Raw genomic sequence first — 21,118 nt, 5'->3', positions numbered from 1 at the left:
GGTGCGGCACATGCGCTGGAAACTCTGCGGCCCGCCGACCGGCCTGGGCTTAAAGAACCCAGGCGGGAACGCCCCCAAGGACATTCCCGCCTGAGCGGTGCCGCCTGTGTCAGCGGCGGTGCGGCAAAAGCCGCGGTCTATTCAGGTGTGCAGGCTGTCCTACTTGTAGAGGCCTTCGCCGCCAACCCTGACGTTGGTGGGCAGGTAGCCGAACGGGCCGAGGCCGTTCTGGCCGAAGCTGCGGTCCACCTGGGTCACGCCGTTCCTGAAGTTGATCTTGACAGTGGGTGACAGCGATCCGCCACGCACGCCGTTGACGTTGTCGATGAACGACTGCACGAGTCCGCCAGGCTGCACGTAGTGCGAGTATGCCTGGAACTGGCGACCGTTCTGCTGCCCGGAGATGGTACCGCTTGGGTTGTTGGCCGGCAGGTTGAGGTCGGTGGGTGAACCGAGGGCCAGGCCGCTGTTGTTCACCGGCTGGTAGTCCGAGCGCACGCCGTCACCAACAAAGCCGTAGACGCCGTCGGGGCCGCGCATGCCGGCCGCGTAGGTGAACTGGTGGCTGATCGTGTACAGGTAGTACTTGTTCTTGCCGTTTTCATTCTGGATGAAGATCTGCGGACGTTCCGTCTGGTCGTTGACGCAGTTGGCCGAAAGGATCGGCGGCAGGAAGGACCACTTGGTGAGGTCCTTGTTGTCGGCTACAGCCAGGCCCACATTGGCGGTCTGGTAGTTTGCGCCGCTGTTCTGAACGTCGCCGACGCTTTCTGCCTGGGGGTCGCCCGGCTGGTAGCCGAGGTCCTCACCCTTGCACTGGTAATCGCCGCGGGTGCCGGCGGTGTTGCCTTCGAAGACCATGAAGGTCTTTCCCGGGTGGGCGGGGTCGGCGAACGTGTACGGGTCCCGGAACGCGAAGCCCGGGTTCTGCGCCTTGGTCTGGTACATCTTTCCGTCCGGTTCCAGCAGCTTGGTGTGCTCGAAGCCGTCGAAGCTGACGCCGTTCTTGTCAGCGTGGATGTTGCCCAGGGCCTTGGCGATGGCGGCGTCAGGAGCGATCCCGCCGCCACCCGCGTTCCGCTCGGCCACGTCGTGGAAGGTGGTGGCGGTGTAGAAGACGTTGACGTGGTCGCCCTGCATGAGGCGGGTGGAGCCGGACCATTCGGTGTTGCCGATGGAGGTGTTGTCCAGGAAAAGGTGGCCACCGTAGTTCCACTTGTCCTTGGCGGGGTCGGCGTTGGTCTTGCGGAAGAAGTAGCCGATCCGGGCGTTCCAGTGGCGCTGGTCGAAGCCGTAGCCGGCGTGGCGGTCGGCAACAAGGGAGAAGATGACGTCCCAGCCCTTGTAGCTGATCTGGTTGGCGTTTTCATCCGTCAGGGACCAGGTGTCCCAGACCCAGACGTCGTCATTCATGGCGGGGAAATCCTGGGGGATCTCCGGCATGGTGACGTCGGGACTCATGGAGTTCTGGCCGGGAGCCACCGTGGGATCGCTCTGCGCCATGATCTGCTTGGCGTCTGCGCGGGTCCACTTGGAGGTGAAGTCCGACGCCGGGTCGAAGGCCTCCTGCGTGTGCTCGGTGGGGAGGGCGAAACCGGGAGTGGGGGCCGGCAGCTGCCCGACCGTCGGCGGGTCCGACGGCTCGTTGGCTTGGGCAGAGGGGACGGCCAGGAAGGCCGAGGCAGCAACGGCTGCGGCCAGTGCTGCGGCGGCAGGGCGCCACCGCAGCAGCCGGTGTTGGGGGTGCTTGTGCATTTCTTGCTCTTCTCGCGGAGTTGTAACTGTTCGTGGAAGACGGGCATGTGCCCATGACCCCGAAAACAACCGCGGCCCGGTAACACCTCAGGCGTCGCCGGGGACGCCGTTGTGCTGGGGGGATCAGGACCTGGGTGGGGCCCTGCGGCCGATGGAAAGCATGCTTTCCCTCCGCCGCGCTCCACGCTAGAACGGGCGCCGGATGCAGTTCAAACCCTGTTTCACAGCCCAAAAACGGCTACCGCCGAGTAGGGTGCAAGCGCTTACGCAAGCCAACGCGCGCGCGTGCCACATCGGTTTGGCTATAATCAAATGTTTCAGGGCGGCGCGATTTTTTCCTGGCAAGACAAGCGATTTGTTGCGCAGGCCACGCCGCCGCAGTCCGCTCGTCCTGGTGGCGCCGGGCACGCACGATCCCTAAAGGCCGGCCCACCTGAGCATGACGCGCACATTCGCCGGCGCCGCCCATATTCCGTATCGATACGCAAATGTGGGCTGCGCAGGCGACCAAGGGTGTCGGTTTCGATTTTGCGTGCCAATGCCGCGGTTGGTGCGCCGGAGGTGAGGCGGGCGCCGGACAGTTGCTCCGGGGCCATCCACCTGGACAAGGGCACGGAACGCACTTGAAGAGCGGCTGGCCAATGGCGGTTAAATGAAGAAAAGCACCAGTTCCGAAGAACTGATGCTTCCCAGTGGTGGCTCCGACCGGCGTCGATCCGGTGACCTTTCGATTTTCAGTCGAACGCTCTACCAACTGAGCTACAGAGCCTAGGTGACTAGTCACCATGACAGCCGGAATTTCTTCCAACAATCAGAGCGACCCTGACGGGACTTGAACCCGCGACCTCCGCCGTGACAGGGCGGCGCGCTAACCAACTGCGCTACAGGGCCTTGCGTTTCTTGCTTTCGCAGTATTTCTACCGCTTTTTTCAAGGCTTCCAGCCTACCAGACTTTTTTAGCCTGTTTGACCAGTTCCTTGCGTACCCCCAACGGGATTCGAACCCGTGCCGCCGCCGTGAAAGGGCGGTGTCCTAGGCCGCTAGACGATGGGGGCCAGAACCCGTTCGGAACAAAATAAAAGGCGTCAAGCGAGGCTTTCCGTCTTTGTCCTTTGCGTTTCTCCGAACTGGACTCTAAAACTATAGGGCCTCCGCAGGAATTATCCAAAATCGGCGAAAAACCGCGCCGTTGCGCCGCCGCACGGGTCAAGATGGACGGATGGATGCCGTCGCAGCGCTCAATGAGATTGCTTTCTGGCTGGAGCGCGGACGCGCCGCCACCTTCAAGGTCCAGGCCTTCCGCAAAGCGGCGGCGGCCATCGGCCCCCTTGGCCCTGAGGAAGTAGCCACCCGGGCCCGGACCGGCCGGCTCAAGTCCATGAAGGGCATCGGCGACCGGACCTACGCGGTGATCCGGCAGGCGGTGGACGGCGAGGTTCCCGACTACCTGGCCGACCTCCGGGAGAAGGGCGCCCAGCCGCTGGCCTCCGGTGGGACGGAAATCCGTGGGGCATTGAGGGGCGACCTGCACAGCCACAGCGAATGGTCCGACGGCGGCTCCCCCATTGAGCTGATGGTGGCGGCAGCGGAGGTGCTGGGCCGGGAGTACCTGGCATTGACCGACCACTCCCCCAACCTCACCATCGCCAACGGGCTGTCGGCCGGGCGCCTGCTGGACCAGCTGGACGTGGTGGCAGCGATCAACAGCAACGGCGGGAACACCCGGCTGCTGACCGGGATCGAAGTGGACATCCTGGAGTCCGGCCAGCTGGACCAGGAGCCTGGGCTGCTGGACCGCCTGGACATTGTGGTGGCGAGCGTTCATTCGAAGCTGCGCGCGGACAGGAAGACCATGACCGCCCGGATGCTCGGCGGCATCCAGGACCCGCACACCAACGTCCTGGGCCACTGCACCGGGCGGCTGGTGGAGGGCACCCGCGGAACCCGGCCGCCGTCGGAATTCGACGCCGCGGAAGTGTTCGCCGCTTGCGCGGAGCATAACGTGGCCGTCGAGATCAATTCCCGACCGGAACGGCAGGACCCGCCCGATGCGCTGATCCAGTTGGCGCTGGATGCAGGCTGCCTGTTCTCGATCGACAGCGACGCGCACGCACCAGGGCAGCTGGATTTCCTGCAGTACGGTGCCGAGCGGGCCGCCCGCAACAACGTGCCTGCCGAGCGGATCATCACCACCTGGCCGGCGGACAAACTGCTGGCCTGGGCCGGTTCGAAGTAGGCCCTGGAAGGCGCAGGCACGGTTACCACCGCTGCCGACATGGCCGATTTCCGCCAGCCCGGCGTCCGTTCCGGCCGTACATTTGTCCCATGCCGCCAACCAGCCCCGCCCATGAACCCCTGGCGTCCGCCACTGCAGCAGGAAAGCCCGTGAAGGCCCTCGGCGTGGCGGCCATGGTGGTCACGGTGGTCCTGTGGGCCTCGGCGTTCGTGGGCATCCGGGCCATCGGCCCCCACTTCTCCCCCGGCCCGCTGACCCTGGGCAGGCTGGCGATTGCCGCCGTCGTGCTGGCCTTCCTGGTGGTGCCGCAACTGCTCAGGAGCCGGATGCTGCCGCGGGGACGGGAATGGCTGCCCATCCTCGCCTATGGCGTGATGTGGTTTGGTGGCTACAACGTGGCGCTGAACGCCGCCGAGCACATCCTTGATGCCGGCACCAGCGCCCTGCTGATCAACGTCAACCCCATCCTGGTGGCCATCATGGCCGGCATCTTCCTCAAGGAAGGCTTCCCGCGCTGGCTGCTCATCGGCAGCACCGTGGCTTTCGCCGGCGTCGCATTGATCGCCCTCGGCTCCGGACAGCCACGGACGGGGGAAAGTTCGACGGCGGAACTGGCCGGGGTGGCGCTTTGCCTCCTTGCCGCGGTGCTCGCCGCAGTCAGCGTCATCATCCAGAAGCCGGTGGTGCGGAAGTTCCCGGCGGCGCAGGCAACCTGGTTTGGCATCGTGGTGGGGGCAGTGTGCAGCCTGCCGTTCGCCGGGCAGTTGGTGTCCGAGGTGCAGGCGGCTCCGCCGCAGGCCACGCTGGGGCTGGTGTATCTGGGGGTGTTCCCCACCGCCATCGCCTTCACCACCTGGGCGTACGCATTGTCACTGGTGGACGCCGGGAAGCTGGCCGCCACCACATACCTGGTCCCCGGCACCACGGTCTTCATCTCCTGGCTGCTGCTTGGTGAAATCCCCTCGGCGTTGGGACTGGTGGGTGGGCTGGTATGCCTGGTGGGGGTGGGGCTCACCCGGCGGCGGAGCCGGGTCCACGGCGGCCCGCGGCCGCTTCGGCGCTAGAGTCGGGGTATGCCAGCCAGCCTTCCGCCGGGACTGCCCATCATTCCCGACGGCCCGCACGAACCGCCGGAATTCACCATGTCCCCTGACGAGTTCGAGGCAGCCGTCCAGGATGCCCTGGACAGCATTCCGGACAGGCTGGCCCGGGCCATGGACAACGTGGCCGTCTTCATCGACGACGACTACGTGCCGGGGCCGGGGGAAGATCCGGACACCGTGCTGCTGGGACTGTACGAAGGGGTTCCGCTGACGGAACGCGATTCCTGGTGGGACGCCGGTTCGCTGCCGGACCGGATCACCATTTTCCGCGAACCCATCCTGGAGATCTGCGGTTCCAGGGACGATGTGATCCACGAGGTGGCCGTAACTGTGGTGCATGAGATCGCCCACCACTTCGGGATTTCCGATGACCGGCTGCATGAGCTGGGCTGGGGCTAGCCTTGTAAGCATGGGACACGACCACAGCCATGGGATCACCGCCACGGGGCGGCACCGGAAACGCCTTGTGGCCGTCCTGGGAATCACGCTTGGCGTGGTGGTCATCCAGATCATCGGGGCTGTGCTGTCCGGATCGCTGTCCCTTCTCGCCGATGCGGGACATATGCTCTCGGACGCGGCAGGTGTCACCATCGCGCTCCTGGCCTCCTGGATTGCGGGCCGCCCGGCGAGCAACCAGCGGACGTACGGCTACCAGCGCGCTGAGGTCCTGGCCGCCCTCGCCAATGCGCTGATCCTGATCGTGATCTCCGTGGTCATCTTCACGGAGGCGCTCCGCCGGTTCGGTGCCCCGCCGGAAGTGCAGACGGACATCATGCTTTTTGCGGCCGTCCTCGGTGCGGTGGCCAACCTGGTGTCGCTCGTGATCCTGCGCACGGCACAGGATGAGAGCCTGAACATCCGCGGCGCCTACCTGGAAGTCCTTGGCGACCTCCTTGGTTCCGTGGCCGTCATCATCGCCGCCGCAGTGATCATGCTGACCGGCTTCCAGGCGGCGGACACCATTGCCTCCGTCCTGATCGCGCTGATGATCCTGCCGCGGGCGTGGAGCCTGCTGCGCGATGTGGTGGACGTCCTCCTGGAAGCCAGTCCCAAAGGGGTGGAGGTGCAGATGATCCGCGAGCACATCCTTTCGGTGGCCGGTGTGACGGATGTGCATGACATCCACATTTGGACCATCACGTCCGGCGTCCCCGTCTTCTCGGCCCACGTTGTGGTGGAGGACGGAGTGCTCAATGCCCGCGGCGCCGACCAGTTGCTGGACAAGCTCATCACCTGCCTGGGCTCCCACTTCGATACCGACCACTGCACCTTCCAGCTGGAACCTGCCAGCCACTCCGAGCATGAGGCGCACCAGCACGCCTGACCCCGGCCGACCACGACACACCGGACAAAAACCGCCCCTAATGACACTGTTGTGGTTTATGTTATTGATGTGACTGCTGTTGCTAATGTGCAGGGGGTCACGTAACCTCGGACTGCTGGGGGCAGCTGAGGGGCATCGTCGTGCCGCATCCAGAACCTCACTCCCGGCCTTAACGTTGCGAGGTCTCTGCAGATGGCTTTATCCGGATCCGGCCGCAGGACGGCCGTGCTGTGCGCCGCCGTCGTCCTTTTTGCATCCGCGGCAACGCCGGCAACCGCTGTACCGGCGCCGTCCGCTCCACTGGCCGTTCCGGCGTCGCCTGACATCCCTTCGCCGGAGGACATTGCCGCGGCTAAGGCCAGTGAGGCCGCCACGGCGGACCAGGTCGGCGCCATCGAGCGCATCCTTGCCGACGCGTCCGCAGCCCAGCAGGCAGCCTTTGCCGTGGCCATGCAGGCCAACAACTCGTACAGCGAGGCACTGGTGGAGCTGCAGCAAAGGACCGAAGCGGCATCCGTTGCATCAGCCAAAGCCTCGTCCGCCCGCGAACAGCAGGACAAGACCCGGAAGCAGGTTGGGCAGCTTGCCGGGGACCTGTACCGCAACGGCGGCCTGAACCCGACCCTCGGAACCATTGCCAGCGGCAGTGAGAGCCTGCAGCAGGCAGCCACGCTCGAGGCCCTCTCGGCCAGCCGCAGCCGGGCCTTCGAAGCGGCGGACACCGCGGCCACCGCCTACCGGTCCCTGACGGCAGCTGCCGACGACGCCACCAAAGCCGCAGACGACGCAGCGAAGACCGCTGAACAACGGAAGTCCCAGGCGGAACAGGCCAATGCCGCGCAGGCCAAGGCCGTGGCCGACGCGAAAGCGCAGCGGACCATCCTGGTGGACCAGTTGGCGCAGCTCCGCAACACCACTGTGGCCCTTGAATCGGCCCGCGTGGATGCCCTGGAACGGCAGCGTGAAGAGGCGCGGCTTGCCGCCCTGTCCGCCGCCGCAGACAAGGCCGCCCAGGAAAAAGCTGCGCAGGACAACGCCGCCCAAAACCAGGCAGCACAGAATCAGGCAGCGAACCAGAACAGCCGCGGGCAGGAACTGGCCCCGGCAGCGCCTGCCCCGGCTGCTCCCGCCCCCGCCGCTCCTGCGCCTGCCCCGGCTGCACCCGCCCCCGTTCCTGCTCCGGTTGCCCCCGCACCCGCCCCTGCCGCACCAGCACCCGCACCCGCTGCACCGGCACCGGCTCCCGCGCCTGCACCGGCGCCTGCCCCTGCCCCTGCCACCGGCTCGGGCACCTACGAGGCAGCCATCACCGTCGCTTTGGGAAAGGTGGGCGCGCCGTACTTCTACCAGTGGGGCGGTACCGGTCCCTACGGCTTTGACTGCTCCGGGCTGGTGCAGAACGCCTTCGCCGCAGCTGGCAAGTACCTTCCCCGCACAGCTTCACAGCAATATGCCGCCGCGCCGGTCCACGTCCCCATTTCGCAGGCCCGCCGCGGCGACCTGCTGGTCTGGGGTTCGGCACCGAACTTCTACCACGTGGCCATCTACCTCGGGAACGGCCAGGTGGTGCAGGCACTCAACCCGCAGGAAGGCATTACCGTTTCCACCATCAGCTCCATGGTGGGCATGGACCTCTATCCCTACGCGGCCCGCTACTAGGCGGCACGGATGAATTGTGCGGTTGAATTGTGCGGTTGACTTCCACGGATAGATTGCTTGACTGCCTCAGCTCAGGATGTCCTTGGTGACGAACCGGCCATAGGCGAGCGCACCGAACACTGCCATATACCCGGCCTGCAGGAGCGCATTGCTGGCAAAGGAATCCCACACTAACGGCTGGCGCAACATGTCACCGAAACCAAGCCAGTAGTGGCTAAAGAGCCAGGGGTGCAGCCACTCCAGCTGCGGAAGCTGGTCAAGGACCTGCGAGACCACCGAGACGACCACGGTGGCGGCCATCGCTCCCACCGGCACCACTGTCAGCGTGGACAGGAAAAGCCCGATCGCCGAAAGGCCGGCGAGTGACACCGCCAGGTAGGCAGCGATCAGCACGATGCGCAGGGCAGCTTCGGACGGCTGGACCACCCCGCCGGACAACAGTGTCACGGGACCCACCGGGAAAAGTGCCGCGCCAATGGCAGCGCCGGCAAGACCGACGGTCAACGGGGCCACGATGCAGAAGGCCAGCGCGCCCGCGTACTTGACCAGGAGGAGTCTGACCCGCCCGGCCGGTGCCACCAACAGGTACCGGAGGGTGCCCAGGTTCGCCTCCCCGGCGATCGTATCCCCCGCCACCACACCTACCGCGAGCGGCATGAACAGCGGCACGGAAACCAGCATGGCGGTGAAGGCCACAAACAGGCCGTTCTGGGTGATCCGGTCAAGGAAGGCGGGTCCCCGCCCGGGCGGGACCGCGGAAGAGACCTTCAGGGCAACGGCAATCAGGACCGGAATGGCAGCGAGCGCCAGGAGCAGCGCCCAGGTCCGCCGGCGCCCGAACAGGACCTTGAGCTCCGACCCCAACAGGGACAGCCCGGAACTGCGCGGCACTGCGGCCGGCCGGGCTGTTCCGGCAGCCTCCGGTAGATCCGCGGGAACACTACTGGGCAACGTCGAATCCTTCCCCCGTGAGGGCAACAAAGCGGTCCTCAAGGCTTTCACGCTCGACGGCGAATCCCCGGACCCGGACGCCGGCCTGGACCAGGTGCGCCACGACGTCCTCGGGAAGCACCGCGGGCGGCTGGGCACCATCCGCCATGGCCGCAACGATCGTCTCGCCGTCCGGCCGCGCCCGCGCGGGTTGAGCGGGTCGGGGTTCAGCGGGTCCGGGTTCAGCTTGTCGGGGTTCAGTGGGTCGGGGTTCAGCGGGTCGGGGTTCAGCTTGTCGGGGTTCAGCGGGTCGGGGTTCAGCGTGTCCAGGTTCCGGTACCAGCCCCAGCCGCGCCAGGACCTGCCGGGCCGCACCGCCGTCGGGCGTTACCAGCCGGAGCCGGGTGCTGCCAGCCTGCCGCAGCTCAGCCAGGGGCCCCTGTGCCACGAGCTTTCCTGCGCTCATGACGGCAGCGTGGGTGCACATCTGGTCCACCTCGGCCAGCAGGTGGCTGGACACGAAAACGGTGGTGCCCTCATGCGCCAGCGACCGCACCAGGTTCCGGACTTCCCGCGTCCCCTGCGGGTCCAGCCCGTTGGTGGGTTCGTCCAGTACCAGCAGGTCCCGTGGCGACAGCAAGGCGTTGGCGATGCCCAGCCGCTGCTTCATGCCCAGGGAGTACGCGTGCACCCGTTTGCCGGCGGCGTGCTCCAGGCCCACGCGCTCCAGCGCCCGCTGCACCCTCGCTTTGCGTGTGGCGGGCACGGTGTGCGGGCCCGCGGCGTCGAGCCGGTGCAGGTTGGCGGCGCCGGACAGAAAAGGGTAGAAGGCGGGGCCTTCCACCAGGGCGCCCACGCGCGGCAACACATCATGGAGCTTGCCGGGCATCTCCTGGCCCAGCAGGTGAACCGTCCCCGCGGATGCGGCCGCCAGGCCGAGCAGCATCCGGATGGTGGTGGTCTTGCCGGAGCCGTTGGGCCCCAGGAAGCCGAAGACACTCCCGTGCGGGACGGCCAGGTCCACGCTGTCGACGGCGGCCTGCCGGCCAAAGTGCTTGCTGAGTCCCCGGGTCTCGATCGCCAACCCCGCGCTCACCGTGCCGGCCCCCGTCCGGCCAACACTCCCCCGTCCACCCAACACTTATTGGGCTGCTGCTGCTGCGGCCTGCAGCCGCTCCGGTGGCACCATTCCTGCGAAGATCCGGCCGTCGTCCGTGACCAGGACGTTGAGCAGGGCGGTGGAGAGCAGCCGGCCGCCGGGGACGGCAACGGCGGCCTGGGACAGCAGCGGGTCCTGCAGCAGCGACTCGGCAGCGGCAGCAGACCCACGCGCCGTGCCCACCACGGTCTCCCATCCGGCGCCGGTTACGGAAACGTCCTTAGTGGCACCGGGATGCATGCCGTCGGGGCTGTGCATGTCTGCAGGCTCATGGCGCTTGTCCGGAACGGGAAGTTCCTTGACCGTGCTGCCCGGAGGCGGGGTAAAGGTGAAGACGGACTGGTCAGGAGCCTCCAGCGAAAGGCTGGTGAACCCGGAACGGAACGCCGGGGTGTCCGCTCCGCGTGCGGTCACCTGCACGGACAGGGGCATGCCGTTTTCACCGTCGACGGCGATGGCCACCTTACCCACCAGGGTCGCGTCGGTGCGCGGCTCAATCAGCAGGTTGTAGGCAGCCCGTCCTGCGACGGAAACGTCCGGCCCCACCGAAACGGCCGTGGTCGGTTCAACCTTGGACAGGAAGCGTTGTGCCAGGTCGCCTGGCGTCGGCATCCCACCTGCCCACTGATGGTCCTTCGCCCGGGATGGATCCTGGGCATGCTCCGGCAGGGTCAAGTGTGCGGCTGTGTTGTCCTTCGACGAATAGAACCAGACGTCGCTGCCGTGGCGGACCGCGTCACGTTCAGCCAGTTGGTCCATCACCTGCACGCGGGCGTTGTCCTTGCCGTCCAGGTAGACGCGCGCGGTGTGCTTGCCGGACAGCAGCTCAATCACGGATGCGGCACTCCCCGCGGCCGCGGGACCGGATGGCTTCCCGGTGGCGGGCAGCTCCGGAAGCCCCAGGTCGGCGGACTGCTCCACTGTCCCTGAGAACGTGTGCACCTGGTGGCTTGCCGCCAACTCCAGGACCTGCGCCGGCGTCTTGGCCGGAAGTGGTTTGCTGGCACCGGCCGGAAGGGAGCCGGCCAAGGCGCCCGCAGCGATCGCCAGCGGAGCCGCGACGGCGGGCAGCCACCGCAGCCATGCCCGGCGGTTCATTGTGCTGTTTCGTTGCGACGGTCCGCTGGAATCCAGCGTGTTGGAGCCCATAGGTAAAGACTACGCCGGTGCAGGTGGATCGGTGTCACCCGCAGCGCCCCCATCCTGCTGCCGGCCGGGCCGTTCCGGCACTACGGTGCCCGCACCGCCGTCGACCGTTATTTGTTGGCCGGTCCTGATCAGCCCGGTAGCGTCCGCGACTCCGACCACCGCAGGTATCCCGTACTCCCTGGCCACAACTGCGCCGTGGGAATTGGCTCCGCCCATTTCCATCACCAGCCCGCCCGCAGTGAGGAACAGCGGCGTCCAGCCGGGGTCCGTGGAAGGGGCAACCAGGATTTCGCCCGGCTCAAGCCGGGCTCCCACGGGATCCAGGATGACGCGCGCGGCAGCGGTCACTGTTCCTGCCGAGGCTGCGCTGCCTGTCAGCATTCCTTCCATGGTGACGCCGACGGCGGTGCGCACCGCTTCGGGTTCGGTTCCATCCGAGAGCAGAACCCGGGGAATATGCCGGCGCCTGAGCTCCTGGGCGTAATCCTCGCGGCGGCCGGCCACGAGTGCGCGAAAGTCCTGGACGGGCGCTCCGCCGTCGGCGTCCACGGACAAGGCCTGCCTGGTTTCAACCAGGTCCAGGAAGAACACGTCGTCCTGCTGTTCGATGACGGCCGCCCGGGCCAGCTCCCCGCCCACCAGCAGCAGTTGCCGGCGGACTTCCCCGAGGCCGGTCACCAGCTGGTACTTTGGCAGCTCGCGCAGGCCGGCGAACAGCCGTGCCCTGTGCAGCGCGGCACGCACCAGCCTTCCCCGGATCCTGCCGCGGGCGGCGGCGCGGGCAACGAGCCGGTCCACCTGCGTTTCCGCGTCCTCCACGGCCTTGCTGAACTGTGCGTCAGGCGCCAGGGCCGGGTCCTCGAGCCTGAGGTAATTGGCGAGGATGCCCAGGATGTGTGCCGGCTCTTCGGACCATCGCGGCAGGCCAACGTCGATTTCGCCCACTGCCCGGTGGCCGTACTCGTCCAGGAACCGGGTGAGGCCCGCATCGAGGCGTGCGGGCAGCTGTCCGGCCTGGAACGCGGCTGCCAGGACGGTGGGATCGCCGGCCATGAGTTCGGTTCGTGATTGAACGTCTTCCCGGATTTCCTTGGCAAGGTGCCACAGCTCCAGGTCCATTTCGGTGGTGATGTTGTTGGGCAGGCCACGGATCACGGGCTGCAGCTCAGCCCAGGCATTGCCACCCAGCAGTCTTCCCGCAACGCCGAGCATGGCGAACCCCAGGGCGGGAAGGGGAAGAATTGCCGGAACAATCGGGAACAGGCGCTGCCCAAGGAGGGATTCGGCGTGGTCAAGGCGTGCCGGCGCGCCGGCACCGTCTTCGGAGCCCAGGGATGCCTCGAAGTCGCGCGTGAAGCGGTCCAGCCGCCGGAGCGCTGCCCGGGGCCGGACCAGCGCCCGGAGAAGCGTGGCAGGAACCTTGGCGCGGGCTGCGACGGGAACGATGTGATGCAGCAGCCCGAAAGGCGTCCTCGTGGTCACCGAAAAGGCGGGATCGTCGAACAGTTGCCGCATGACCGTTGCTGTCCGGGCCTCCATGATGTCGAAGACGCGGGGTACAAGGCGCCGGCCCACGGTGCTGCGGATGGGAGTGGTGAAGTCGACGTAGATCCGCTGCCCGGCCTCGGCATAGGGCGACGGTCCGCCACGGGGGTCCGGAACAGGGAAGCCTGCAGCCTGGGCGATGGAGGAGGCGACGAGCCGCAGCGCCGCAAGGCCCATGGGCGTCAGCGGGCGGGTAAGCCCCTGGGCCAGGCTGAAACAGAGATACGCCCTGGTACCGCTTGCGGCGGGGCTGCCCTGGGGGACCCTGCCCGCGGCACCGTTGCTCTCCGGGACGGGGTAGAGGGTGGTGATCGGCCTGGACTGGGTGAGCCACAGGGCCCCGGTACGGTCGATGGCCCACTCGGTGTCCTGCGGGGCGCCGAAATGATCCTCGGCCTCCAGGCCAAGGCGCGCCAGTCCAGCCAGTTGGCTGTCCGTCAGGCAGGCTGCATTGCTGGTTGCGGGAACCTTCAGGGTCTGCGTCCCGCCACCGGGAAGGGGGCGTACCGCCACGCCCTTATCTCCCAGTTTCCGTTCCAGGACCCTTCCGGTCAGGGCGTCCACCACGAAGTGGTCCGGATTGACGGCGCCTGAGACGACGGCCTCGCCCAGGCCGGGACTGGCATCGATAACGATCTGCCGCCTGCGGCCGGTCAGGGGGTTCGCCGTGAACATGACGCCGGCGGCGTCCGCGTCCACCATCCGCTGGACCACCACCGCGAGCGCAACGCCGGCCGGATCGATCCCCAGGCTTGCCCGGTATGCGGTTGCCCGGTCCGTCCACAGCGACGCCCAGCAGTTGCGGACGGCCTCAAGCAGGGCAGGCACTCCGACGACGTTGAGGTAGGTGTCCTGCTGCCCGGCGAAGCTGGCGAATGGCAGGTCTTCTGCGGTGGCCGAGGACCTGACCGCTACCGGAACATCGGGTCCCAGGGCCGCGTACGCCTGTTCCACCTCGCGGGAAACCGCCGCCGGAAGCGGAAGTGCCAGGATCGCGGCACGGGCTGTTTCAGCCAGCCCTGCCACGTCATGCGGTTCCGTAACGCCGGACCGGGCGGCGTCCCCCAGGGTGGCATAAACCCCGGCCAGCGCGGGAGGCAGGGAGTCGGGGGCGCCGGTTGCCTGCCGGTATGCAGCGGTAGTGAGGCAGAAACCCTCCGGGACCGGCAACCCTGCGGACAACAGCTCTCCAAGGTTGGCTGCCTTGCCACCCGCCAAGCCCAGCATTCCGGCGTCGAGCCGGCGCAGGTCCAGCACCAGCCCGGCGTCCGTGCTGGTGCCGACTTTTGACAGCCCTGGCTGCTCCATGTCCCAGATGCCTTATCCGAGCGGCGGTATTCCGGGGATGCCTTGCTGTTTGTCCGGTGCCGGCTAGGCGGCGTCGCCGAGGATCGGACCGAACCGCGCACGGTCCGCCAGGCGGGGGTCTTCCCGGTCCGGGACCACCATGACCGGGCCCTTTGCATGGTGCAGGACACCATCGGACGTTGAGCCCAGAAGCATTCCGGTGAAGCCCCCGCGGCCGCGGGTACCCACCACCACCAGTTCCACGTGCCGGCTTTCCTCCACGAGCACGTCCACCGGCGAACCGTCCTTCAGCTCGTAGCCAGCCCGCAGGTGCGGGTAGTGGCTGCGGAGCCACGCCATGCCGGCCTCCAGGGTGACCCGGATATCGTCAAACAATGCCTTCCGGTCCATGGGTGCGGGAACCCAGGCCAGGGAACCGCTGTACTGGGGGACGGCACAGATCACGCGGAGCGAGGCACCCAGCCGTTCGGCCTGGTCGGCTGCTTCGAGGACGGCAACGCGTGCCTGCTCGGAGCCATCGACGCCGACCACCACCACGTTCTCCACCAGCCGGTGGCCAGACTTGGCCTGCTCCGCCTTGACGCGGCGGTCCTCGGTGGTTTCACCGAGCCGGTCCGAACAGAACAAGGGGACCGTCACGGTGGGGCATTTTGCATGGGCAGGCAGGGCACTGCTGACCGATCCCAGGAGGCGGCCCACGAAGCCGCCGCGGCCGCGGGTGCCCACCACCAGGAGTTCCGCGGTTTCGGAGATTTCCAGCAGGACTCCTGCTGCGTCGCCGTTCTCTACGGAGGAACTGACATCAATGTCGTAAGCGGAAACCTTTTCAACAGCCTGCTTGGCGATGGCCTCGGCACCTTCACGGATGACGGAATCGTCCACCGTGGCATAGCCTCCGTCCAGTCCGGACGCGGCGAAGATCGGCACGGAATAGGCGGTGACGATATGGAGCGGACGACGGCGGCGCTGGGCTTCCCGCGCGGCCCACACCAAGGCGCACTGGCCATGGTCCGAACCGTCCACGCCCACCACGATGCCGTGGGGAGCGGGTGACGCACCACCACCGTCCCGGGCCTGGTCCGGGTGCAACTCTCGTGAGCCCATGGGGGCCGCCTCCTCGCGATACGCCTGATGTTGCGGCTATTCTGCCAGAAAACGGACCACTCCCCGTGCATCCCGGCCCCCAGCGGCACCGGCAGGAAAAGGCCCGTTCCCGATTCCCACTATTCTCCGTCCCCCAAGGCTTAGCAAGCCTGTTCAGGGGCGGGTAGGCCGGGTTATCCACAGGCCATCCCGAGCGGCTGGGAAAGCGCCTTCATGTCATCAGAAACGTTTTCCTCGTTGGGCTATCCACGGCCGCATTTGTTCTGTAGTCTTCAGGACATTGTTGGTCCGGGACGCCAACCGCAACTTCCTGCGCGCACTGTCCCGGGCCATGCGCTGCGGCCGTACTTGGGGGTAACGGGACGCGGGCCGGCGAGGACGCCGGCACCTGCCGAAAGCTTCGAAGGAGGGAAACTGTAGTGTCAAGCATGCCTGGGGATGCCCAGACCGAACAGACCACCACTGTCATCATTGGCACGGGCCTGTCCGGGCTTGCCGTGGCCGCAGAACTGCGCCGCCACCGCGTGGCCTCCATTGTGGTGGACGGGCTGGACATCCTCGGCGCCGGGCAACCCGCAAACACGTCATCGCTGCAGCGCTGCGATGCGGCGGACAGCGACACCCTCCGGGAACGCAACGAGATCCTGCGCCATTTGCGCAATTACGCCACAAGCCACAGCGTGGACGTCCGGAACACAACCCGCGCGGTCCAGCTGACCATGCTCCAGGGACCCGGGCACGGCGCCGCTCCGCAATGGCAGGTGCACACCCCCACCGGCGTCCTGGTGGCCGACCACATCGTCCTGACCAGGTGCGCCCACAGCCAGCTGCGGCGCATGCTCAACGACTTCGGGATCGCCGTAGGCCGGAACGTGGCAGCGGCCATGCGGGCCATTGGCATCTACCTGGTGGGAGTGGGTGAGCTGATCACGCCGTCGCCCAAGGAAGTACTGCGCCAGGCCAAGACGGTGGGCCAGGCCATCTCCGCCAAGGTCAATCCGGGCAGTGGCCACCCGTCCGGCGGCGCCTTCCCGGCAACGGGCAGCTTTGCGGTGCTGACCTGCTGACAGCCCTGCCCGCCGCCAGGCCGGAGCCGGCCGGCACCCCCGGGCCGGGCTACCCCCGGCCGTCCTCCCCGGCATCCATGCCGTCCCCGTCATCCCCGTCGCCTGTGAGCCGGCGCCGGGCCAGGACGCCGAGGGCCACCAGCAGCCCCACGGCAACGGCCGCAAAAATCACGATGCTCCACTGGAAGGGCTCGCCGGCATTGGCAGGCACGGACGGCTCCTCCGTAACCCCGGGCTGTGCTGTACCCATTCCCGGAACTGCACCCGCCGCCGTCGGACTGGCCGGGCCCGCCGTTGCGGACGGGTCGCCTGTGGCCGCGGTGAAAGTGAATGTGCCCTCAATGGGGTGCGAGTCCGAACTGACCACGCGCCATGCCACGGTGTACTTCCCCGCGGGGCCGCCTGGCCGAAGCTTTTGGGTGGCCACGTTGTCCACGATCTGCACGGACCCCTCAGCCCATTCGGTACCGCCGGCGTCCTTGACCGAGAACGACGAGCCGATGCCCAGCGGCTTGTTGCTGAAGGTCACCGAAACCTCGCCGGGCGGCGCCGGCAGCGCCGCACCCTGGGCCGGGCTGGTGGACTCTGCGGCATCATGGGCGCTGGCCGGGCCCGCCAGGCCCAGCATCGCGGCGGCGAGGACAACGGAGAGGACGAAGAAACCGGGCACAAAGCCCAGCAGTCGGCGGCGGACGTGGCGCATGTTTGGGCTGCTCCTTGTGTTGGCTTCCTTACAGACTAGGCGCATTTGCCGGCCCATTCCCTGCCGCCCCCTTAGGATGCAGGTATCCCCACACACTTCCCCGGAGGACTAATGCTTAAGCAAGGCTCTGCCCTGGACCGGTATTTCAGGGTCACCGAGCGCGGTTCCAACCTTTCCCGCGAGATCCGCGGCGGGTTCGCCACCTTCTTCGCCATGAGCTACATCGTGGTGCTGAACCCGCTGATCCTGTCCGGTCCGGACTCGAACGGCACCACACTGGGCTTCACCGCCGTGGCCGCCGTGACCGCGTTCGTGGCAGGCATCCTGACCATCCTGATGGGCGCCTGGGGCCGGCACCCCTTCGCGCTGGCCACCGGCCTCGGCGTGAATGCCTTCGTGGCCGTCACCGTGGCCACAAACCCGGAACTCAGCTGGCCGGACATGATGGGCCTGGTGGTCCTCTCCGGCGTCACCATGCTGATCCTGGTCCTCACCGGCTTCCGGACCGCCGTCTTCAAGGCCGTGCCGGACGGCCTCAAGACGGCAATCGTGGTGGGCATCGGCCTGTTCATCGCCCTGATCGGGCTGGTCAACGCCGGATTCGTGCGGCGCATTCCGGACGTTGCAGGCACCACGGTGCCCGTTGGCCTTGGCTTCGAAGGCAAGCTGCTGGGCTGGCCCACGGCCGTGTTCGTTTTCGGCCTGATCCTGACCATCGCCCTTGTGGTGCGCAAGATCAAGGGCGCCATCCTGATCGGCATCATCACCTCCACCGTGCTGTCCGTGATCCTTGAGACAACCCTGCACATCGGACCCAGCTTCGACGGCAAGAACTTCAACCCCCAGGGCTGGTCCCTGGTGGCGCCGGCGTTCTCCGGCTGGGCCGCCCCTGACCTGTCCCTGATCGGCAAGGCCAATCCCTTCGGCGCCTTCGAACACCTCGGCTTCGTGGCCGCCACCCTGCTGGCCTTCGTAATCCTGCTCAGCATCTTCTTCGACGCCATGGGCACCATGGTGGGCCTGGCCAACGAGGCCGGAACGGTGGACGAGCACGGCAACATTCCCGACGTCGACCGCGTGCTCCAGGTGGACGCACTCGGCGCCATCATCGGCGGCGGCGCTTCCGTCTCCTCCAACCAGATCTATGTCGAGGCCGGCGCCGGCATCGGCGAAGGCGCCCGCACCGGTATCGCCTCGGTGGTCACCGGCCTGCTGTTCCTGGTGGCCATGTTCTTCACCCCGCTGATCAACCTGGTGCCGTTCGAGGCAGTAGCCCCGGCGCTGGTAGTGGTGGGCTTCATGATGGTGTCCCAGGTGGGCAAGATCGACTGGCAGGACTGGGGCATCGCCATCCCGGCGTTCCTGACGTTCACCCTGATGCCGTTCACCTACTCCATCGCCAACGGCCTGGGCGCAGGCTTCATCGCGTACGTCCTGATCCGCACCGTCCAGGGACGGGTCAAGGACATCCACCCGCTGATGTGGGCCGTGGCCGCGGCGTTCGCACTGTTCTTCGCCATCGGGCCCATCGAGGCCGCACTGGGCATGTAGCTACACAGGGGTGTTCGGCGCGAGTCCCTCGTCGCCGGACACCGCCAGCGCCTTCCTTTCGCGCAGCCGGTCCAGCCGGTTCATGAGGGGCGAGGTGGTGGCGCCATGGATCACGATGGACAGCGCCACCACCAGCCCGATGAAGGACCAGAGCCAGTGTGCCTGGTCCGTGAAGTGGCCTTCGCCCAGCGCAAAGGCCAGGTAGTACAGCGACCCGATGCCGCGGATGCCAAAGAAGGAGAGCGCCACGCGTTCCCGCGGCCCGGTCTTGCCGCCCAGCAGGCCCAGCCAGCCGGCAAGCGGCCGGACCACCAGCAGGAATGCCAACGCCACCAGCACTTCCACCAGGCCAATCCCTTCAAGCAGCCCACGGGCGATTGCACCGCCGAGCAGGACCAGGATCACCACCGTCAGGAGCCGTTCCAGCTGCTCCACGTAGGAGTGCAGCACCCGGTGGTAGCCGTGGGTGCGTTCAGCTGCGCGGATGGTCACGGCGCAGACGAAGACCGCGATGAATCCGTAGCCCGCCACCATCTGCGTCAGCCCATAGGCCAGGAACGTCGCCGCCAGGGCCACGAACCCCTCGGAGTGGTTGGACAGCCTGAAGCTCTCCGCATGGGCGGAGAAGAAGACCCTTGCCAGCAGCTTGCCGGTGAGGAAGCCCACCAGCAGCCCGATGGCCAGCCGCCACAGCACGTCCAGCCCGAACCATTCGCCAAACCAGGCAGTTGGGCTTGCCCCGGCGACGCTGATGGCAATGGCCAGGTACACGAACGGGAAAGCCAGCCCGTCGTTCAGCCCGGCTTCCGAGGTGAGTCCGAACCGGACCTCATCCTCCTTGTCGGTATGGCCATCCTGGTCCGCGGGCTCGCCCACCTGGACTTCGGACGCGAGGACCGGGTCCGTGGGGGCGAGGCTGGCGGCCACCAGCAGGGCCGCGCCCAGCCCCAGGCCCAGGAACCACATGCCCAGCAGCGTCAACCCCAGGATGCACAACGGCATGGCGATGCCCAGGAGCCGCCACGTGGTGGACCAGCGCTTGCGTCCCACCGGCCGGTCCAGGGCCAGTCCGGCGCCCATCAGCGAAATGATCACGCAGACCTCCGCAAGGTGCATGACAAAATCGCCGTGCTCCACCGGGTTGGGGTCCGGCAGCGATGGAATCAGCGCGAACGCCCCCATCCCGGCACCAAGGAAAACCATGGGCATGGACAGCGGCATGTCGCGCAGCAGCTTGGGCAGGACCGCGGCGATGAAGACGGCGATGCCTGCCGCGGCAAAGAGGATGTCTGGGGCTTCGAACATGGGGAAGGCTCTCCAGCCTGGAATGGTTGCGTGGATCCGGAAGCGGACACGCCACGCTTCGATGGGGCGGACTGCTCTCACCATAACCCCTGCACCCGGCATATCCCCGGCGCAGTAAGAAGTCCGGGTACCTGGAAGCCGGGTCCTGGAGTTAGGGGGTTCTTGGATCCCGGACAGGACGACGGCGGCGTTGCTGGTTTTCGTGCCCCGCATGCGGTGAGCTTGAGTCATGTCCCTCCAGCTCCCCGCCGTCGATGTCCCGCCCCAGCCCTGGACCGGGAGGTTCGACGGCGACGGTCCCGGCCACCGCCGATGGTGGCAGGCAGTTGACGCGATGGACAGCACCACGGCGGGTGCGGGGGACGGGATGGGTAGGGCGGGTACGGGGGGTACGGCGACCGGCAGGCCCGTGGCCCTGCTGGGCTTCGCCAGCGACGAGGGCGTGCGCCGGAACAAGGGGCGCACCGGAGCGTCCGCCGCCCCCGCAGCCTTGCGGAAGGCGCTGGGCCCGCTCGCTTTCCACCTCGACCGGACGGTGGCTGACCTCGGCGACGTGGCGGTGCCGGGGGAAGACCTGGAAGCCGGGCAGGAACGGCTTGGCCGCGCAGTGGCGGCCCTGCTGGACGCCGGCCACCAGACCGTTGTCCTGGGCGGCGGCCACGAAACCGCCTACGCGAGCTACCTCGGCGTCAGCGCCTCGTCGGCGGTCCGCAACGGGCAGCGGCTTGGTGTCCTGAACCTTGACGCCCACTTCGACCTCCGCGACGAGCCGGTGCCCAGTTCCGGGACCCCGTTCCTGCAGATGGCCCATGCGGAAGCGGACGCCGGGCGGGAATTCCGCTACGCCGTCGTGGGCATCTCGGAGCCGAACAACACCCGGGTCCTGTTCGACACCGCCCGGACGCTGGGCGTTCGGTACGTGCTGGACGAGGACTGCGACGCAGAGAGGGTGCGGGACTTCGTGGACGCCTTCCTGGCGGACATCGACGTGCTGTACCTGACCATCGACCTGGATGTGCTGCCCGCGGCCGTGGCGCCCGGGGTGAGCGCGCCCGCGGCCTATGGCGTGCCGCTGCCTGTTATTGCCGCCGTGTGCCGGCAGGTGGCGCGGAGCGGGAAGCTCCTGCACCTGGACGTTGCGGAGCTGAACCCGGCCTTCGATATCGACGGCCGGACCGCCAAAACCGCAGCGCGGCTGGTGGACACGCTGCTGCGCTGAA

General features: G+C 67.4%; 16 protein-coding genes and 3 tRNA genes. 8 read left to right on the top strand and 11 right to left on the bottom strand.

Annotation, left to right across the window (positions count from 1 at the left end; translation table 11 throughout):
• Positions 1–159: 159 nt before the first annotated feature.
• From LDO14_RS02685 to LDO14_RS02670, 4 genes are all read right to left on the bottom strand, one after another.
• Positions 160–1,755, bottom strand: coding sequence for a glycoside hydrolase family 68 protein (locus LDO14_RS02685; RefSeq protein ID WP_018771706.1), 1,596 nt, complete (start codon positions 1,753–1,755; stop codon positions 160–162).
• A 693-nt stretch (positions 1,756–2,448) separates the two neighbouring features.
• Positions 2,449–2,524 (bottom strand) — tRNA-Phe (locus LDO14_RS02680).
• A 48-nt stretch (positions 2,525–2,572) separates the two neighbouring features.
• A tRNA-Asp gene (locus LDO14_RS02675) sits at positions 2,573–2,646 on the bottom strand.
• A 91-nt stretch (positions 2,647–2,737) separates the two neighbouring features.
• Positions 2,738–2,810 (bottom strand) — tRNA-Glu (locus LDO14_RS02670).
• A gap of 164 nt (positions 2,811–2,974) precedes the next feature.
• Between LDO14_RS02670 and LDO14_RS02665 the strand changes: the two genes are divergently transcribed.
• From LDO14_RS02665 to LDO14_RS02645, 5 genes are all read left to right on the top strand, one after another.
• Positions 2,975–3,991, top strand: coding sequence for a PHP domain-containing protein (locus tag LDO14_RS02665; RefSeq protein WP_223993648.1), 1,017 nt, complete (start codon positions 2,975–2,977; stop codon positions 3,989–3,991).
• A gap of 89 nt (positions 3,992–4,080) precedes the next feature.
• Positions 4,081–5,055, top strand: coding sequence for a DMT family transporter (locus LDO14_RS02660; RefSeq protein WP_223993646.1), 975 nt, complete (start codon positions 4,081–4,083; stop codon positions 5,053–5,055).
• Between the two features lie 9 nt (positions 5,056–5,064).
• Positions 5,065–5,493 (top strand): metallopeptidase family protein, encoded by a 429-nt coding sequence (locus tag LDO14_RS02655; protein WP_018771709.1) that lies wholly within the window; start codon positions 5,065–5,067, stop codon positions 5,491–5,493.
• 10 nt (positions 5,494–5,503) lie between these two features.
• Entirely contained in the window at positions 5,504–6,418 is a 915-nt protein-coding gene (locus LDO14_RS02650; protein ID WP_223993645.1) for a cation diffusion facilitator family transporter, read from the top strand.
• Between the two features lie 192 nt (positions 6,419–6,610).
• Positions 6,611–8,077 (top strand): C40 family peptidase, encoded by a 1,467-nt coding sequence (locus LDO14_RS02645; protein ID WP_223993643.1) that lies wholly within the window; start codon positions 6,611–6,613, stop codon positions 8,075–8,077.
• Between the two features lie 66 nt (positions 8,078–8,143).
• On the opposite strand, the gene LDO14_RS02640 is transcribed toward LDO14_RS02645, so the two are convergent.
• The 5 genes from LDO14_RS02640 to LDO14_RS02620 form a co-directional block, all read right to left on the bottom strand.
• Positions 8,144–9,028 carry an ABC transporter permease gene (locus LDO14_RS02640; protein WP_223993641.1) on the bottom strand — a complete coding sequence of 295 codons (885 nt, stop codon included), beginning with the start codon at positions 9,026–9,028 and terminating at the stop codon, positions 8,144–8,146.
• Positions 9,018–10,103, bottom strand: coding sequence for an ATP-binding cassette domain-containing protein (locus LDO14_RS02635; RefSeq protein WP_223993638.1), 1,086 nt, complete (start codon positions 10,101–10,103; stop codon positions 9,018–9,020). Before LDO14_RS02635 ends, LDO14_RS02640 begins: the two co-directional genes overlap by 11 nt.
• Before the next feature lie 45 nt (positions 10,104–10,148).
• Positions 10,149–11,264, bottom strand: a complete 1,116-nt coding sequence (locus LDO14_RS02630) for a hypothetical protein (RefSeq protein WP_223995095.1) — start codon at positions 11,262–11,264, stop codon at positions 10,149–10,151.
• Between the two features lie 60 nt (positions 11,265–11,324).
• Positions 11,325–14,168, bottom strand: a complete 2,844-nt coding sequence (locus LDO14_RS02625; RefSeq protein WP_223993632.1) for a PEP/pyruvate-binding domain-containing protein — start codon at positions 14,166–14,168, stop codon at positions 11,325–11,327.
• A 63-nt stretch (positions 14,169–14,231) separates the two neighbouring features.
• Positions 14,232–15,272 carry a universal stress protein gene (locus LDO14_RS02620; protein ID WP_223993630.1) on the bottom strand — a complete coding sequence of 347 codons (1,041 nt, stop codon included), beginning with the start codon at positions 15,270–15,272 and terminating at the stop codon, positions 14,232–14,234.
• 428 nt (positions 15,273–15,700) lie between these two features.
• Here LDO14_RS02620 and LDO14_RS02615 point away from each other — a divergent pair, with 428 nt between their 5' ends.
• The gene (locus tag LDO14_RS02615; protein WP_223995093.1) at positions 15,701–16,339 is read left to right on the top strand and encodes an NAD(P)-binding protein; all 639 of its coding nucleotides are present in this window, start codon (positions 15,701–15,703) and stop codon (positions 16,337–16,339) included.
• 49 nt (positions 16,340–16,388) lie between these two features.
• On the opposite strand, the gene LDO14_RS02610 is transcribed toward LDO14_RS02615, so the two are convergent.
• Entirely contained in the window at positions 16,389–17,042 is a 654-nt protein-coding gene (locus tag LDO14_RS02610) for a copper resistance CopC family protein (protein WP_018771718.1), read from the bottom strand.
• 111 nt (positions 17,043–17,153) lie between these two features.
• On the opposite strand from LDO14_RS02610, the gene LDO14_RS02605 reads away from it, so the two are divergent.
• The gene (locus LDO14_RS02605) at positions 17,154–18,593 is read left to right on the top strand and encodes an NCS2 family permease (protein WP_056392274.1); all 1,440 of its coding nucleotides are present in this window, start codon (positions 17,154–17,156) and stop codon (positions 18,591–18,593) included.
• Here LDO14_RS02605 and LDO14_RS02600 read toward each other — a convergent pair whose 3' ends face one another.
• The gene (locus tag LDO14_RS02600; protein WP_223993628.1) at positions 18,594–19,898 is read right to left on the bottom strand and encodes a cation:proton antiporter; all 1,305 of its coding nucleotides are present in this window, start codon (positions 19,896–19,898) and stop codon (positions 18,594–18,596) included.
• A gap of 229 nt (positions 19,899–20,127) precedes the next feature.
• Between LDO14_RS02600 and hutG the strand changes: the two genes are divergently transcribed.
• Positions 20,128–21,117, top strand: a complete 990-nt coding sequence (hutG, locus tag LDO14_RS02595; RefSeq protein ID WP_223993623.1) for a formimidoylglutamase — start codon at positions 20,128–20,130, stop codon at positions 21,115–21,117.
• Position 21,118: the final 1 nt, after the last annotated feature.

It is taken from the genome of Arthrobacter sp. NicSoilB11 (assembly GCF_019977375.1).
GTDB lineage: Bacteria > Actinomycetota > Actinomycetes > Actinomycetales > Micrococcaceae > Arthrobacter.
Note: the sequence above shows the minus strand (reverse complement) of the source record. Positions and strands in the feature narration are given on the sequence as shown.

Coding starts and splice junctions, on each gene's coding strand:
- LDO14_RS02660 (WP_223993646.1), top strand. CDS start 4,081: ATGCCGCCAACCAGCCCCGCCCATGAACCCCTGGCGTCCGCCACTGCA.
- LDO14_RS02655 (WP_018771709.1), top strand. CDS start 5,065: ATGCCAGCCAGCCTTCCGCCGGGACTGCCCATCATTCCCGACGGCCCG.
- LDO14_RS02620 (WP_223993630.1), bottom strand. CDS start 15,272: ATGGGCTCACGAGAGTTGCACCCGGACCAGGCCCGGGACGGTGGTGGT.
- hutG (WP_223993623.1), top strand. CDS start 20,128: ATGTCCCTCCAGCTCCCCGCCGTCGATGTCCCGCCCCAGCCCTGGACC.
- LDO14_RS02615 (WP_223995093.1), top strand. CDS start 15,701: ATGCCTGGGGATGCCCAGACCGAACAGACCACCACTGTCATCATTGGC.
- LDO14_RS02645 (WP_223993643.1), top strand. CDS start 6,611: ATGGCTTTATCCGGATCCGGCCGCAGGACGGCCGTGCTGTGCGCCGCC.
- LDO14_RS02610 (WP_018771718.1), bottom strand. CDS start 17,042: ATGCGCCACGTCCGCCGCCGACTGCTGGGCTTTGTGCCCGGTTTCTTC.
- LDO14_RS02605 (WP_056392274.1), top strand. CDS start 17,154: ATGCTTAAGCAAGGCTCTGCCCTGGACCGGTATTTCAGGGTCACCGAG.
- LDO14_RS02630 (WP_223995095.1), bottom strand. CDS start 11,264: ATGAACCGCCGGGCATGGCTGCGGTGGCTGCCCGCCGTCGCGGCTCCG.
- LDO14_RS02600 (WP_223993628.1), bottom strand. CDS start 19,898: ATGTTCGAAGCCCCAGACATCCTCTTTGCCGCGGCAGGCATCGCCGTC.
- LDO14_RS02685 (WP_018771706.1), bottom strand. CDS start 1,755: ATGCACAAGCACCCCCAACACCGGCTGCTGCGGTGGCGCCCTGCCGCC.
- LDO14_RS02625 (WP_223993632.1), bottom strand. CDS start 14,168: ATGGAGCAGCCAGGGCTGTCAAAAGTCGGCACCAGCACGGACGCCGGG.
- LDO14_RS02650 (WP_223993645.1), top strand. CDS start 5,504: ATGGGACACGACCACAGCCATGGGATCACCGCCACGGGGCGGCACCGG.
- LDO14_RS02665 (WP_223993648.1), top strand. CDS start 2,975: ATGGATGCCGTCGCAGCGCTCAATGAGATTGCTTTCTGGCTGGAGCGC.